At 51.9% G+C, this 14,449-nt stretch carries 12 protein-coding genes and 1 riboswitch; of the genes, 4 read left to right on the top strand and 8 right to left on the bottom strand.

Annotated elements, in window-relative coordinates:
• Window positions 1-228: 228 nt before the first annotated feature.
• A complete protein-coding gene (ribB, locus tag ICA20_RS03605) occupies window positions 229-882 on the bottom strand; it encodes a 3,4-dihydroxy-2-butanone-4-phosphate synthase (protein WP_038633931.1) in 654 nt (217 codons plus the stop codon).
• A 106-nt stretch (window positions 883-988) separates the two neighbouring features.
• Window positions 989-1,139: riboswitch (FMN riboswitch) on the bottom strand.
• 132 nt (window positions 1,140-1,271) lie between these two features.
• Here ribB and ubiK point away from each other — a divergent pair.
• Window positions 1,272-1,568: a ubiquinone biosynthesis accessory factor UbiK gene (ubiK, locus tag ICA20_RS03600; protein ID WP_038633935.1), complete on the top strand. Its 297-nt coding sequence runs from the start codon at window positions 1,272-1,274 to the stop codon at window positions 1,566-1,568.
• 33 nt (window positions 1,569-1,601) lie between these two features.
• Here ubiK and glgS read toward each other — a convergent pair whose 3' ends face one another.
• The 4 genes from glgS to ICA20_RS03580 form a co-directional block, all read right to left on the bottom strand.
• Window positions 1,602-1,808 (bottom strand): cell surface composition regulator GlgS, encoded by a 207-nt coding sequence (gene glgS / locus ICA20_RS03595; protein WP_087856824.1) that lies wholly within the window; start codon window positions 1,806-1,808, stop codon window positions 1,602-1,604.
• A gap of 366 nt (window positions 1,809-2,174) precedes the next feature.
• Window positions 2,175-3,608, bottom strand: a complete 1,434-nt coding sequence (gene hldE / locus ICA20_RS03590; protein ID WP_038633941.1) for a bifunctional D-glycero-beta-D-manno-heptose-7-phosphate kinase/D-glycero-beta-D-manno-heptose 1-phosphate adenylyltransferase HldE — start codon at window positions 3,606-3,608, stop codon at window positions 2,175-2,177.
• Window positions 3,609-3,667: 59 nt separating this feature from the next.
• Window positions 3,668-6,508, bottom strand: coding sequence for a bifunctional [glutamate--ammonia ligase]-adenylyl-L-tyrosine phosphorylase/[glutamate--ammonia-ligase] adenylyltransferase (gene glnE, locus ICA20_RS03585; RefSeq protein ID WP_038633944.1), 2,841 nt, complete (start codon window positions 6,506-6,508; stop codon window positions 3,668-3,670).
• Between the two features lie 47 nt (window positions 6,509-6,555).
• On the bottom strand, window positions 6,556-7,857 hold the full coding sequence (locus ICA20_RS03580; protein ID WP_038633946.1) for an inorganic triphosphatase: 1,302 nt from the start codon (window positions 7,855-7,857) through the stop codon (window positions 6,556-6,558).
• A 242-nt stretch (window positions 7,858-8,099) separates the two neighbouring features.
• Here ICA20_RS03580 and ICA20_RS03575 point away from each other — a divergent pair, with 242 nt between their 5' ends.
• Both ICA20_RS03575 and ICA20_RS03570 read left to right on the top strand, forming a co-directional pair.
• Entirely contained in the window at window positions 8,100-8,720 is a 621-nt protein-coding gene (locus tag ICA20_RS03575; RefSeq protein ID WP_038633948.1) for a TIGR04211 family SH3 domain-containing protein, read from the top strand.
• A 62-nt stretch (window positions 8,721-8,782) separates the two neighbouring features.
• Window positions 8,783-10,015 carry a multifunctional CCA addition/repair protein gene (locus tag ICA20_RS03570; protein ID WP_038633951.1) on the top strand — a complete coding sequence of 411 codons (1,233 nt, stop codon included), beginning with the start codon at window positions 8,783-8,785 and terminating at the stop codon, window positions 10,013-10,015.
• Window positions 10,016-10,063: 48 nt separating this feature from the next.
• On the opposite strand, the gene ICA20_RS03565 is transcribed toward ICA20_RS03570, so the two are convergent.
• The 3 genes from ICA20_RS03565 to folB form a co-directional block, all read right to left on the bottom strand.
• Window positions 10,064-12,154, bottom strand: coding sequence for a glycosyl hydrolase family 18 protein (locus ICA20_RS03565; protein WP_038633954.1), 2,091 nt, complete (start codon window positions 12,152-12,154; stop codon window positions 10,064-10,066).
• A gap of 278 nt (window positions 12,155-12,432) precedes the next feature.
• A complete protein-coding gene (gene bacA / locus ICA20_RS03560) occupies window positions 12,433-13,251 on the bottom strand; it encodes an undecaprenyl-diphosphate phosphatase (protein ID WP_038633957.1) in 819 nt (272 codons plus the stop codon).
• A gap of 86 nt (window positions 13,252-13,337) precedes the next feature.
• Entirely contained in the window at window positions 13,338-13,706 is a 369-nt protein-coding gene (gene folB / locus ICA20_RS03555; protein ID WP_038633959.1) for a bifunctional dihydroneopterin aldolase/7,8-dihydroneopterin epimerase, read from the bottom strand.
• 106 nt (window positions 13,707-13,812) lie between these two features.
• On the opposite strand from folB, the gene plsY reads away from it, so the two are divergent.
• Window positions 13,813-14,430: a glycerol-3-phosphate 1-O-acyltransferase PlsY gene (gene plsY, locus ICA20_RS03550; RefSeq protein ID WP_003828443.1), complete on the top strand. Its 618-nt coding sequence runs from the start codon at window positions 13,813-13,815 to the stop codon at window positions 14,428-14,430.
• The last annotated feature ends 19 nt before the right edge of the window (window positions 14,431-14,449 follow it).

Below are 14,449 nucleotides of genomic sequence, written 5' to 3'. Positions count from 1 at the left end.
TTCTATAAATATCCTCAGCTCACTTAAGACAAAGTGATAAAATCGCTAACCCCTGATAATTCATCTCTTTCCCGGCCAATAAACAGGATTATTTAAACTCCACTTTCGGCAATACCATTTAATTGCGGAACATTTTAAATATAAGCAGGCCTCGATAACAAAAAACCGAAGCCAGAAAACTGACTTCGGTTTTTTTATCCCTGGCACGACAAGCGTGGTTATGAGCAATTAGCTGGCTTTACGCTCATGCGCCTGACGGTAAGCCACCAGGTCTTCGATAGTGACCACAGCCATATTGTGCTTGCCGGCAAATTCGATGCACTCCGGCGCGCGCGCCATGGTGCCATCGTCATTGGTCAGTTCGCACAGCACACCGGCGGGTTTAAAGCCTGCCAGCGTCATCAGATCGATGGTGGCTTCAGTGTGACCGCCGCGAGTCAACACACCGCCTGCCTGAGCGCGCAGCGGGAAAACGTGTCCCGGGCGGTTCAGATCGGAAGGTTTTGCGCCATCCTTAATTGCCGCACGTACCGTAGTGACACGGTCTGCCGCGGAAACGCCGGTGGTCACGCCTTCTGCGGCTTCAATGGTCACGGTAAAACCGGTACCGTAAGCACTGGTGTTATTTTCCACCATCATTGGCAGATCGAGCTGTTTGCGTCGGTCTTCAGTGATGCACAGGCAAACAATACCGCTGCCGTGACGGATGGTCAGCGCCATCTGTTCAACGGTCATGGTCTCTGCCGGGAAAACCATATCGCCTTCGTTTTCACGATCTTCGTCGTCAAGCACCATTACACCGCGTCCTTCACGCAGCGCAGACAGCGCATGTTCAACACGTTCGAAAGGCGTACCAAAAGAGGAAAGTAGCGTCTGATTCATGGTAAAAAAACCTCACTAAAATTATGGTTACCAGAATCAGGGCAGTCTTAGGAGTACCGTCTAAGCGGCAAAAAAATAACGTGAGCGGGTCCATGCCCGACTGGATCGTTACTCTCTCCCATCCGGACTCTAACCGTCGGCCCCGGAATTACACCGGATCTGCTGACCTTTGAGTTTGCACCCAAAGCGCTCGCGGGCTTTCAGCATTAAGCTGATTTACCGCCGGTGGGGAATTTCGCCCCGCCCTGAGAATAAGCGGGTTAACTATAACGCTATTGATTACCTTCATCAACGCCTTTACTCGACTTAGCTTCACACAATTCTGGTTTATGCCTGCGCCCATTCGCACTACAATAAGCAGCAACACGTACCAGTTCAGGGAAACCACAATGATTGACCCGAAAAAAATTGAGCAGATTGCTCGTCAGGTTCACGAGTCGATGCCGAAAGGGATCCGGGAGTTTGGGGAAGACGTCGAGAAGAAAATTCGTCAAACGCTGCAGTCACAACTGACCCGTCTGGACCTGGTAAGCCGTGAAGAGTTTGATGTGCAGACTCAGGTTTTGCTGCGTACCCGTGAAAAGTTGGCGCTGCTTGAACAACGCCTGACTGAGCTGGAAGCGCGTGAAAAAACGGCAGAAGTTAAGCCTGCCCCTGCGATCCCTTCAGTCGATCCGCAAGAGTAAAAACGACAACGGGCCGCAAGGCCCGTTTTTCTGTTAGTGTTCCAGTTCGAGTTTCTTCGCCTCTGTCGCCTGCTGGCAGTACAGCGCATAACGTTTACAAAACCAGCTACGATGTTCCTCATCCATATTGCCCGTGACGGCCTGGATATCAACAGGGTGGCCCTCAGCCTGCATCCTGGCAAAACTGCGGGCCAGGAAATCGAAATTGTTCATTGAATACATGTTGCTGTGCATGAGCATACCCTCCAGTTATTGAATATCTGCTAAGGCCATATGCTTTTTCTGATTTCAGTATTTCCCTATACGCGAAATGGTTTTGTACATAATGTGCGCAAATTTATAGCCCAGGCTCACACTTTCCTATGAAACCTACGCCTCATGCTGAGAGTGAAAAGATGCTGTAGCAAAACGCGACAATCGGCGCCTTTGAGACAGAGCGTCATCGTAAAGCTGAACCGCTGAAAAACAGTCCACAGCCTGTTGAAAAAACCACTGAAGAATAAGAAACAGAAATGCCGGATGGCAACGCTCACGCGTTTTATCCGGCCCATAACCTCGTAGGTCGAATAAGATGTTTCCACCGCCATCCGGCAAACTTCCCGGCGATTATTTATCGCTGTCTTTTTGGATCTTTTTGATGATATTAGTCGTTGAGCAGCCGTCTTCGAAGTTCAGCACCAGCACTTCACCGCCGTTCGCCCACACCTCTTTACTGCCCGCAATATCTTCTGGCTTATAATCGCCGCCTTTTACCAGCAGATCCGGCAAGATGCCCGCAATCAGACGCTGCGGTGTATCTTCTTCAAAAGAGACCACCCAGTCGACGGCCTCCAGCGCGCCCAGTACGATCATCCGCTGTTCCAGCGGGTTGACCGGACGCGTTTCGCCTTTCAGACGTTTGGTCGAAGCATCGCTGTTTACCGCTACGATCAAGCGATCGCCCAGCTTGCGCGCGTTTGCCAGATAGGAGACGTGCCCCGCATGCAAAATGTCGAACACCCCGTTGGTCATTACCACTTTCTCACCGCGCTTGCGGGCGCTGGCAACGGCCTGTTTCAGCTCAGATTCGCTCATCACGCCAAAGCCAGTATCTGCCCGACCGCGCACGGCGTTTTCCAGTTCAATGGGAGAAACGGTTGAAGTCCCCAGTTTACCTACGACAACACCGGCTGCGGCGTTAGCAAAGTAGCACGCTTCTTCCAGAGAGTTACCCGCCGCCAGCGTCGCCGCCAGCACGCCAATAACCGTATCGCCCGCGCCGGTCACGTCATACACTTCCTGCGCCTGAGTCGGCATATGCAGCGGTGCTTTGCCCGGTTGCAGCAGCGTCATCCCCTGCTCGGAACGCGTGATCAGCAAAGAGGAAAGGTCGAAATCAGCAATCAATTTCATGCCGCGTTCCACCAGCTCATCTTCGCTTTTGCACTTACCAACAACCGCTTCAAACTCAGACAGATTCGGCGTCAGCAGCGTAGCGCCACGGTAGCGTTCAAAATCGGTTCCTTTCGGATCGATAAGCACCGGAACTCCGGCCTTACGCGCCAGCGCAATCATCTGCTGCACGCTTGCCAGCGCGCCTTTGGCGTAATCAGAGAGCACCAGCGCGCCGATAGAACCCAGCGCCTGATTAATACGCTCGTGCAACGGCTGCGGATCCACACCTTCAAAACCTTCTTCGAAATCCAGGCGAATCAGTTGCTGGTTACGGGAAAGTACGCGCAGTTTGGTAATCGTCGGATGGGTTGGTACGGAGACGAAATCACATTTTACGTTCACATCCGCCAGCGTTTTGCTCAGCGCACGCGCCGCGTCGTCAATACCAGTCAGGCCCACCAGACGCGAATTCGCTCCCAGGGAGGCAATGTTCATCGCCACGTTTGCTGCGCCACCGGGACGTTCTTCGATGGTATCCACTTTCACCACCGGAACCGGCGCTTCAGGCGAAATACGGCTGGTAGGACCGTACCAGTAGCGATCCAGCATCACATCACCGACAACCATGACTCCTGCACGTTCAAACTCTGGCAGCGTTACTTTCATTCCTGTCTCCTGAGAGATTCTCTGAGGGTCTTAAAATTTGCGCGCGATAATAGCACACTTCACTCGGCAACCAGCCACTTCTGCCAGCTGTCGCGCACCAGCGTACGTTCAGCCTCAAAGCACTCTGGCGCCACATGGCCCGGAAGCTCCTGCAAGGCAAGATGGTGAAGTTCATCACGCAGCGTCGTATAAGCATGGGTAAGCGCCAGCGCCTCCTGCTCTTCCATAATGTCATTTTGCGCCAGTAATTCCAGAATGCGCACGTTATCCGACCAACGCGTCAGCTTCGGTTTTTCATGGGCATAGCGCAGCACCAGGTATTGCGTAATGAACTCAATATCGGTAATGCCGCCTTCGTCCGCTTTGATATCAAAACGATCGCGATGCTTATTGCCCAAATGAGCACGCATTTTCTCACGCATTTCGCGCACCTCGGTTTGCAAGGTATTTCCGTCGCGGACGAGGGTCATGATATCGCGACGCACCGCGTCAAACTGAGAGGTCAACTGGGGGTCACCGTATACTACGCGCGCGCGCACCAGCGCCTGATGTTCCCATGTCCAGGCTTCGTTACGCTGGTAATCGGCGAAAGCATCCGCTGATGTTACCAGCATCCCCGCCGCACCGGACGGACGCAGCCGCGCATCCACTTCATACAAAATACCGGAGGAGGTACGGGTACTGAAAAGGTGCATAATGCGCTGCGCAAGACGCAGATAGAATTGTCGCCCGTCAATCTCACGTTCGCCATCCGTCATTACATCCATCGGACAATCGTGCAGGAAGATCAGATCGAGATCCGAGCTGTAACCCAACTCCCAGCCGCCCAGCTTGCCATAGCCGACCACGGCAAAACCGCGTCCCTCGCGATCGCCAAGATGGGTGGGTTGCCCGTAGCGAGCGACCATCTGCGTCCACGCCTGCTGGACTACCGCATCAATCATAGCTTCCGCCAGCCAGGTTAAGTGGTCGCTCACCTTCATCACCGGCAGCGTTCCGGCGATATCAGCCGCGGCAATACGCAACAGCTGCGTTTGCTTAAACTGGCGCAGCGCTTCCAGTTGTTGCTCTTCGTCATCTTCCGGCACGCGCAGTAAATACTGGCGCAGCTCATCACGGTAGGCATCTGTCGCCGTGGGTTGATACAGCGTGTTCGGATCCAGCAGCTCGTCGAGCAACAGCGGATACCGCGCCAGCTGGCTGGCGACCATCGGCGAGGCGGCACAGAGTGAAATCAGGTGTTTGAGCGCGCCGGGAAATTCGCTCAGCAGCTCCAGATAGGTTGTACGGGTGACAATGCCCACCAGTAGCGGCGTAATGCGCGATAGCGGAACTGAGGCGTCGTCATGCGAACAGACATCGCTCAGGAGATGCGGCATTAGATGATCCAGAACCTGGCGTCCGCGTGGGCCAATGGTGCGTTTATCCAGCTCTTTGCGGAAATCCGCGATCAGCGACAGGACGCGTCGCCGATCGTCATCCGCCAGATGCGTCAGCACCGGCGTGGTGTCATCTTCCTCTAAGGCGTCCTGCCACAGTTCGCGCCACTGTTCTGACAGCGACTCCTCCTGTGTTTCGGCTTCGTCATCGCCAATTAGTTCGTTAAATACCCGTCGCACACTGTGCATATGGCTCGCCAGCACATCGGTCAACTGCTGCCAGTCATCAACGTTCATTCCCCACGCCAGCCGCGCACGATTCAGTTCATCGCCCGGCAGCGTCTGGGTCTGTTCATCATTGATGCTTTGCAGCAGGTTTTCCAGACGGCGTAAATAGAGATAGGCGGCGCGCAGTTGCTCCGCATCGGTGTCTGGCAACAGGTTTAACGCATTGATGGCACTCAGCGTCGGTAACAGTGAGCGGGATTGCAGCGACGGCTCGCGTCCGCCGCGAATAAGCTGGAATACCTGCACGATAAATTCGATTTCACGAATACCGCCCGCCCCCAGCTTAATGTTGTCCTTCAGTCCGCGACGGCGCACTTCACGGGCAATCATCCCTTTCATGTTACGCAGAGACTGGATCACGCTGAAATCGATATAACGACGGAAGACAAACGGTCGCAGCATGGCGCGGAGTTCATTGACGTAAGTGCCATCGGCATCGCCCATAATGCGGGCTTTGACCATTGCATAACGTTCCCAGTCGCGGCCTTGTTCCTGGTAATAATCCTCCAGCGCGGAGAAGCTCAGCACCAGTGGACCACTGTCGCCAAATGGGCGTAGACGCATGTCCACCCGATAAACAAAGCCATCCATTGTGGGCTGATCCAGGACCTTGATGAGCCGCTGGCCCATACGGGTAAAGAACTGCGCGTTATCCAGCTCGCGTCGCCCGCCCTGCGTACTGCCGTGCTCCGGCCAGGCAAAAATCAGGTCGATATCGGAGGAAAAATTCAGCTCGCCGCCGCCCAGTTTCCCCATGCCTAAAATCAGCAGCGGTTGCGCAACACCTTCAGGATTACAAGGCGTTCCCCATTCTCGACAGCAGGCGGCGTATAACCAGTCACGCGCGGCAACGATCAGCGTTTCAGCCAGATGGCTTAGCTGCTGCAAGATACTCTCTTCCGTCACCAGCGACAGCGTCTGCGCCCACGCGATACGCACCATAATGCGACGGCGAAACAGGCGTAGCTCACGCATCAGCGTGTTTTCATCGCTGACGTCGGTCAACGCCTGCTGTAACCAGGCGGCATAGTGTCGCCATTCGTCGGCCTGAGGCGCTGCGCTTTCCAGCTCGACCAGCCATTCAGGATGGGCAATAAGGCTGTCGCGAACAAAATCACTGAATGTAAGCACTGACTTCGCCTGCACGCTAAGCGAGGACTCAGATATTGTTGTTGGCAGCCGCTCAACAACGGTCGGCCAGTACTGCTGTAACGGTGAAGAGAGCTGCTTCATTTATGAGTTATCCTTTGAATAGCGCCAGATGGCGGCCTCAGTCCTGATTATCGTTTTCCGCTGTGCAGCCAGAACGGTTCCAGCGCGATTGCCTCATTACGGAAGTGTTCGATTTCTATATATTGGTTGGCCGCAATGGCGTGTCGCAGGCCCTGCCAGTTGGCGATCCATTCCGAGGCGACATTTTCGTCATAATATCCCGCCAGCATCAGCATGCTATCAATGTTGCGCGTCAGGCGTGGAAGCTGATCGGCATAGCGATCGCCCAGCGGCTGAGCAAAAGCGGTTTTCAGTTCGGCGGCATGGCGCGAGAGATGAATATCTGAGAAGCGCTTAAAGGAGTCGGCAATTTTACCCTGCGCCTTCGCATCAAGGAACGGCTGCCATCCTTTGGTTACCAGCCATTCGGTCAGCGCCAGTTTTGCCATCGCCGTTTGTGTGCTGTAAACCGCCGAAACGGCAGAAACGTCCGACGCCATGATTGCTTCCGACTGGGTCAGCAAATCACGTAAGTGAGCGCTCGCTTTTCGTGGCACATTACCGCCAAACAGCATCAGAATGTGGCGCACCAGGTCCATTGCCGCCAGTACCTCGGATTTCGCCCCCTTGACGCCGCGTACCCACAGCTCTTCATGGTACTGCCACTGGGATAATGCCAGCTCCAGCGCCGCTTCCAGACCTTGCTCGATGCTCGCCTTCGCCGGAACCCGCAAAATGCGCGTCGGTTTGAGTTCACGCGGCGCATTCCCCTGAGCCAAATGATAGCCACGCGCCGCTTTGCTCAGGCTGCCCTGACGTAAACCGGTTTGCGAAACCAGCTGATTTGCCAGCTTCAATACCGCACGGGTATCGCCGCTTAGCAGTTCCAGTTCAAGCTCACAGATAGGCTCAGCAAACTCGCCCGCTTTCACTTCCCCAAGGTCGAGGGCTATCTCAATCCGGCTACCGTCAACATCAAGGCACCATTTTTCACGGTAAAAATCGGTGCTAAACAGCGGCTGCACCTGAGAAGCGAGTTCCGTGGGTAGCTTGCCATCAGGCCAGACTTCAGCGGGAAACAGGGCGAGATCCAGCTCAGGCGTGCTCAGCGCAACGTTATATTCTGGTCGCTGATGCAGACCGCCCGTTACCCGTCCGGCAATTTTCATGGTCATTTCATAATGACCGTTTTCCCCGCGAATACGCAGGCCCATATCGTGACCACGCAACCAGGCATCCGGCGTTTCGTAGTAGATATTCAGCAACTGGCTGGGCGCGTGATGCTCTCCTCCCAGCGTATTCAGACGCTCACGTAGCGCATCTACAGCATCACTATTGACGATAAATTTTAATTCGATTTCCTGGGCCATGGTCTTGTACTTATGGGTTATGTCACAGTTGAGAAAACTGACTGCGAACTAAGTTCGTTCTTAATGGTCAAGTAGATAGTATTTTGCGCCAAATTGCCATGCAACGAGCAATTTGACGGGCGTAAAAGTTTCGGGTGGTGGCAAAAAGGACACAGATGATTCCGATTGATGTCGAATGCTTTGCGTAGAGACACTGATGCCACTACTATCGTTCCACTTTCTATGACAATAACGACAGCCTGATGCCAAAATTACGCCTGATTGGATTAACTTTACTCGCACTTAGCGCCACTGCAGTCTCACATGCCGAAGAAAAGCGCTATGTCTCTGACGAACTGAACACCTGGGTCCGCAGCGGTCCGGGAGATAATTATCGCCTCGTGGGTACGGTTAACGCCGGCGAGGAAGTCACGCTATTACAGACCGATGCCAACACCAACTATGCCCAGGTGAAAGACAGCACCGGACGTACCGCCTGGATCCCACTGAAAGAGCTGAACAGTACGCCAAGCCTACGTACCCGCGTTCCCGATCTGGAAAACCAAGTTAAGACGCTGACAGATAAGCTCAATAATATCGATACTACGTGGAATCAGCGCACCGCCGATATGCAGCAAAAAGTGTCGCAAAGCGACAGCGTGATCGACGGGCTGAAACAAGAAAATCAGAAGCTGAAAAACGAACTTATCGTGGCGCAAAAGAAGGTGAGCGCAGCCAACCTGCAGCTTGATGACAAACAGCGCACCATCATCATGCAGTGGTTTATGTACGGCGGCGGCGTGCTGGGTCTTGGTCTGCTGCTCGGCCTGGTTCTGCCGCACATGATCCCAAGCCGTAAACGCAAAGATCGCTGGATGAACTGAATCGCCTTCTCCGCCACACTGACATATGATTAAGGGATGATTTTTTTCAAAAGGAAAGTGGCGTGAAGATTTATCTGGTCGGTGGTGCTGTTCGGGATGCGTTAATAGGGCTACCGGTTAAAGATAAAGATTGGGTCGTTGTCGGTGCCACGCCACAAGAAATGCTCGATGCGGGCTACCAGCAGGTAGGCCGCGATTTTCCCGTGTTTCTGCATCCGCAAACCCGGGAAGAGTATGCGCTGGCGCGAACCGAGCGTAAATCAGGCTCGGGGTATACCGGATTCACCTGTTACGCCGCGCCGGATGTAACGCTGGAGGACGATCTTCAACGTCGCGACCTGACCATCAACGCAATGGCCCGCGATGACGACGGGAAGATTATCGACCCGTATAACGGAGGCAGCGATCTGCAAAACCGTCTGCTGCGCCATGTTTCTCTCGCCTTTAGCGAAGATCCGCTGCGCGTACTGCGCGTGGCGCGCTTTGCTGCCCGCTATGCGCACCTCGGTTTTCGTATCGCTGACGAAACCATGACATTGATGCGCGACATGACCGCTGCCGGTGAACTGGAGCATCTGACGTCAGAGCGGGTGTGGAAAGAAACGGAAAACGCCTTAACTACCCGTAATCCCCAGGTGTTCTTTCAGGTTCTGCGCGACTGCGGTGCGCTGCGCGTTCTGTTTCCTGAAGTTGATGCCCTGTTCGGCGTTCCAGCACCCGCGAAGTGGCACCCGGAAATCGATACCGGTATTCACACCCTGATGACGCTGTCGATGGCCGCCATGTTAAGCCCCGAGGTCGACGTGCGCTTTGCCACGTTGTGCCACGATCTTGGCAAAGCATTAACGCCTAAAGCGCTGTGGCCACGCCATCACGGTCATGGTCCGGCGGGCGTCAAGTTGGTCGAGCAACTGTGTCAACGCCTGCGCGTACCAAATGACATCCGTGATTTAGCCAAACTGGTGGCAGAGTTCCACGATCTCATTCATACCTTCCCAATCCTGCAGCCAAAAACCATCGTTAAGCTGTTTGATTCCATCGATGCCTGGCGTAAACCACAGCGCGTGGAGCAAATCGCTCTGACCAGCGAGGCAGACGTGCGTGGGCGTACCGGCTTTGAAGCGGCGGATTATCCGCAAGGCAGGCTGTTGCGTGAAGCCTGGCAGGTTGCGCAGGCGGTGCCAACGAAAGACGTCGTTGAGGCAGGATTCAAAGGTCAGGCGATTCGCGAGGAATTGACCCGGCGTCGTATTGCAGCGGTGGCCACCTGGAAGCAAGAAAAGACGATCGGTTAAAAAAACTTGCCCCTGTAAAGGGGCAAGTTGAGCTCTTATCAGACGGAATTATTCTTTGATAAATTGAATAGAAGAAACTTTATCATTAAAGCCATCACGTATTGCGGCACTGCCGGCCGTGATATCGATATAATTGCCTTTATAATTCCCATTTTCATATAGCCGGGCTTTGTAACCCTGAGCGACCTGAATTGAAGATAGCGCATCATTGAGGCTGTAAGTTGACAGATCCTTAATGTCACCATCCATAACAAGAGAACGCCCTTCCAGTCCGTAGTCCTCGTAAGCAATTGCCTTGATAATTTTTACGGATGATATCGCATTATTACCACTACTCAGCGCGGAGTTACTTTCCAGAAGCGCTATTTTTGTCCCCGAATAATTACAGTTTGTAAAAGCATTCACACCCAAACTACCCTCAGCAATTTTTACTGAAGAGATAGTATCATTCATTTTTTTGCCTGTTGCGGATTTAACATCGGCTAAACATGAAATATCATCATTAGTCTGAATATCATCACCCAGATAATTTATATCAGTGTAGAGCGTTGCACCTTGCTCTTTTGCAACTGAGGTAGTCAGAATATCATCAACAATATTCCCTAACTCATAATCTGCCGTATCGCCACTGATATCCCAGATAATCGCACCACCAAATCCTTGCTGGTTGATGTAATCTACTTTTTCACGAATAGATTGCGGATCATCATAGGTTAAAAACTCCTGACTGCCTACGCTATATAAATAAGGAACATGTGACTGCGGATCCCAATACCGTTTGTATTCGCCACTGGCTAGTTTTTCTTTCAGAACATACCACGGGTTGGTGCCAGTATATTGCCCCTCATCATCCCATGCGCCTTTTACAGACGCCTCACCCGGCGCGAATAGCCCCGGCAGTCCCGCTTCAATTTGTGTAGCAGGAACAGACCCCCATCCTCTTCCGTAATATGGAACGCCCATCATTAATTTTTCTTTAGGAATCTGCCAAACATCCGCATATTCACTCATCGCAGAGGAGACATTCAACTTCTGATCGTCATCTTTTTGATTGGCGAAAAGCGGAGCATTGTGGCCCGTTTTTGCATCAAAAGCGCCGTGAATGTCGTATGCCATCACGTTGATACTGTCGAGGTAATCTGCGGTAACAGCCGGGTTAATATATGCCACATTGTTATGGTTGGTTGTGACAGCGGCAGAAAGTTGATAGTACTTATCGTCTTTGCGCCCCTGCTCATCAAGCTTGGCGCGTAATGATTTGATAAGTTTAGTAAACTGTGCTTTTTCGCTGTCGTTGTCCGGATACTCCCAGTCAATATCCAGACCATCAAAATTCCATGCATGGACATAATCGACCATGCTGTTCGCCAACTTCTCAACGCCTTCATCTGTGCGAGTTGCCGCTTCAAACACGCCTTCCTGTGAGTTATCCCAACCACCAACAGAAAGCATAAACGTGACATTATTTTTTTCTGTAAGCTTGTCAAGCTCACGCATTAAATTAGGCGCCTGCGTAGTATCATGCATCGTCACTACACCGTTTTTAACTACGGCAAAACCATAGTTAAGATGGCTCAGGCCCTTATAGTTCACCTTATCGGGGGTAAAGTAATTATGCGCCTCGTAAACTCCCCATTCAGGAAAATAGCCAATCACTTTGCGCTGTGATTTAACCCTTTTCTTCTCACTATTTTGCAGATCTTCCGCTTTCTGCCCTGTATAAGGGGTAAACTGAAATTCTGAGTAAATGTTAAAATTGACTTTATCGCCCTTTTTCCATACAGAATCCGTGGAAGGACTAACCCCCTGATCAACCCACCATTGCGCCGTCCAGTAATAGCCCAGGAAGCGAACTTTCTCTCCACCTCTATAGGTAGAGTTTGGATCATAAGGCTGGGATATAATAGCAAGCTCATCCTTGGCAGCAATAATCCCATAGGTTAAACCCGGAAAGTTATTCTGACTTTCGTCAGTATAGGCTTCCCAGGTATTTCCCAAATCTTTCGAAATCATCATCCAGGCATCAAGGCCAGAAAAACTATTGGTATCATCGTTATGCGTAACAGAAGCCGCAGATGCCAGGAAAGGAACCCCTATGGCGGCAAAAATAACTGACTGTGCAATCTTGTTTAATTTCATAACTTACTCCATTCAAACGCCATCCATTTAAGAAACAAATATATGTAAATTTAACTTTGCTGCAGTCACATTATTTAACAAAGCAAATAAAGCACACAACTTTTTATGCAGTGTTTAATTAAAAATAAGATTAAAGTGATGAATTAATTTCCCATATAAATCATCTGTACCATAGAATGCTGGCACAACAATTATATACAGTATATTAATTAAAGCGGATTATTCATTTTATAAATGAAAACATCCTGTAAACAAACAGGATGTTTTCATCAAATTATTCAGAAAAAGACCACATAGACGGCGGCCGCCACAATAAAGCGGTAAATCGCAAACGGAATAAACGAGATGCGTTTAATCAGTTGCAGGAAGGTCTTGATCGCCACCAGCGCCACGATAAACGCTGTCACGAAACCGACTGCAAACATCGGAATATCTGACGCGCTGAGGAAAGACCAGCTCTTGTAGAGATCCAGGGCGGTCGCGCCCATCATCATCGGCACCGCCAGCAGGAAAGAAAACTCAGATGCCGCGTAACGACTCACCCCCATCAGCATACCGCCAGAAATCGTCGCCCCGGAGCGGGAAAAACCCGGCCACAATGCCAGACACTGGAAACAACCGATCATAAACGCCTGGCGATAGGTCATATCATCCAGCCCCGGCGCGCGCGGCTCTTTCGGCTTCAGGCATTCTGCGGCTATCAGCAGCAGGCCCCCTACCACCAGCGCATACATCACGTTGATCGGGTTAAACAGCGATTTGATGGTATCGTGAAAAACCAGCCCCAGGACAACGGCCGGAATCATCCCGAGCAGGATATGACCCAGCGTCAACCGACCTTTGCCAGTACCTTCGTGTGGGGCTTTGCCAAAGTGAATGCCAATCAGGCCAAACAGGCGTCGCCAGAACATCACCACGACGGCCAGAATAGAGCCCAGTTGGATCACCACTTCAAATGTTTTTGCGGTATCACCCTCAAAACCCAACAGGTGGCCAACAATAATCATATGGCCGGTACTGGAAACGGGTAAAAACTCCGTCAAACCTTCGACCACACCCAAAATTGCCGCCACCAGCAGCGAGTGCATATCACTCATCAATAAACCCCTACATAAAGAAACCACGGCAAAAAAGAGCCGACGAAAGGACCCTTTTATACCTGTTTGTTTTAGAAATTATTAAATTAATTATTTTCTTTCAGATTATTGCCACGCTCAATGATAACCCCGACGTTTGCCGCACGCGCCACCGCGCCAGGCTTACTGAGTTTGATACGCACCCATGGGGAATTAAAGCGACTCAGCAGGAGGTCTGCCACCTCTTCCGCTACGCGCTCTACCAGAGCAAAACGTCCGCCTTCCACATGATTAACAACCGTTTGAGCAATATCAGCATAGCTCAGGCAATCTGCGACATCATCGCTTTTAGCCGATTTACGGTTATCCCATGCCATTTCGATATCGAACACCAATTTTTGCTCGATCGTTTGTTCCCAGTCGTAAACACCGATAGTGGTGATTACTGAAAGTTGCTCTATAAATACAATATCCATCACGACCCGCCTGCTTTTTGACTAACCCGGATACCACTTCCGGCGAAATATGCGTATTATCCATAGAAGTAGCGTTTTACACGACATTTTCAAAACGGAACAGCTTATGAGTGCAATCGCGCCTGGAATGATTATCTTCGCGTACCTCTGCGGCTCTATTTCCAGTGCCATTCTGGTATGCCGCCTCGCTGGATTGCCGGACCCGCGTGACAGCGGCTCCGGCAATCCGGGCGCGACAAACGTGCTGCGCATCGGTGGTAAGGGAGCCGCCGTCGCCGTACTGATTTTCGACGTACTGAAAGGCATGTTACCCGTCTGGGGCGCCTATGCGCTAGGCGTCAGCCCCTTCTGGCTGGGATTGATAGCGATCGCTGCCTGTCTGGGACACATCTGGCCGGTATTCTTCGGCTTTAAGGGTGGGAAAGGCGTTGCCACCGCCTTTGGCGCAATTGCGCCAATTGGTTGGGACTTAACGGGCGTAATGGCGGGAACCTGGCTGCTGACCGTCTTGCTCAGCGGCTATTCGTCGTTGGGCGCTATCGTCAGCGCGCTGATCGCTCCCTTTTATGTCTGGTGGTTTAATCCCCAGTTCACTTTCCCGGTTTCCATGTTGTCGTGCTTAATTCTGCTACGTCACCATGACAACATTCAGCGTCTGTGGCGCCGTCAGGAGCCGAAGATCTGGACTAAACTGAAGAAAAAACGCGAAAGAGATCCTGAGTGACGGTACTGCCGGATGGTGG

The organism is Citrobacter sp. C5_2 (assembly GCF_014596845.2).
Taxonomy (GTDB): domain Bacteria; phylum Pseudomonadota; class Gammaproteobacteria; order Enterobacterales; family Enterobacteriaceae; genus Citrobacter; species Citrobacter werkmanii.
The sequence above is the reverse complement of the archived record's forward strand: the minus strand, read 5'-3'. Positions and strand labels throughout refer to the sequence as shown.

Coding starts and splice junctions, on each gene's coding strand:
- ubiK (WP_038633935.1), top strand. CDS start 1,272: ATGATTGACCCGAAAAAAATTGAGCAGATTGCTCGTCAGGTTCACGAG.
- glnE (WP_038633944.1), bottom strand. CDS start 6,508: ATGAAGCAGCTCTCTTCACCGTTACAGCAGTACTGGCCGACCGTTGTT.
- ICA20_RS03580 (WP_038633946.1), bottom strand. CDS start 7,857: ATGGCCCAGGAAATCGAATTAAAATTTATCGTCAATAGTGATGCTGTA.
- hldE (WP_038633941.1), bottom strand. CDS start 3,608: ATGAAAGTAACGCTGCCAGAGTTTGAACGTGCAGGAGTCATGGTTGTC.
- folB (WP_038633959.1), bottom strand. CDS start 13,706: ATGGATATTGTATTTATAGAGCAACTTTCAGTAATCACCACTATCGGT.
- ICA20_RS03565 (WP_038633954.1), bottom strand. CDS start 12,154: ATGAAATTAAACAAGATTGCACAGTCAGTTATTTTTGCCGCCATAGGG.
- glgS (WP_087856824.1), bottom strand. CDS start 1,808: ATGCTCATGCACAGCAACATGTATTCAATGAACAATTTCGATTTCCTG.
- ICA20_RS03575 (WP_038633948.1), top strand. CDS start 8,100: ATGCCAAAATTACGCCTGATTGGATTAACTTTACTCGCACTTAGCGCC.
- plsY (WP_003828443.1), top strand. CDS start 13,813: ATGAGTGCAATCGCGCCTGGAATGATTATCTTCGCGTACCTCTGCGGC.
- ribB (WP_038633931.1), bottom strand. CDS start 882: ATGAATCAGACGCTACTTTCCTCTTTTGGTACGCCTTTCGAACGTGTT.
- bacA (WP_038633957.1), bottom strand. CDS start 13,251: ATGAGTGATATGCACTCGCTGCTGGTGGCGGCAATTTTGGGTGTGGTC.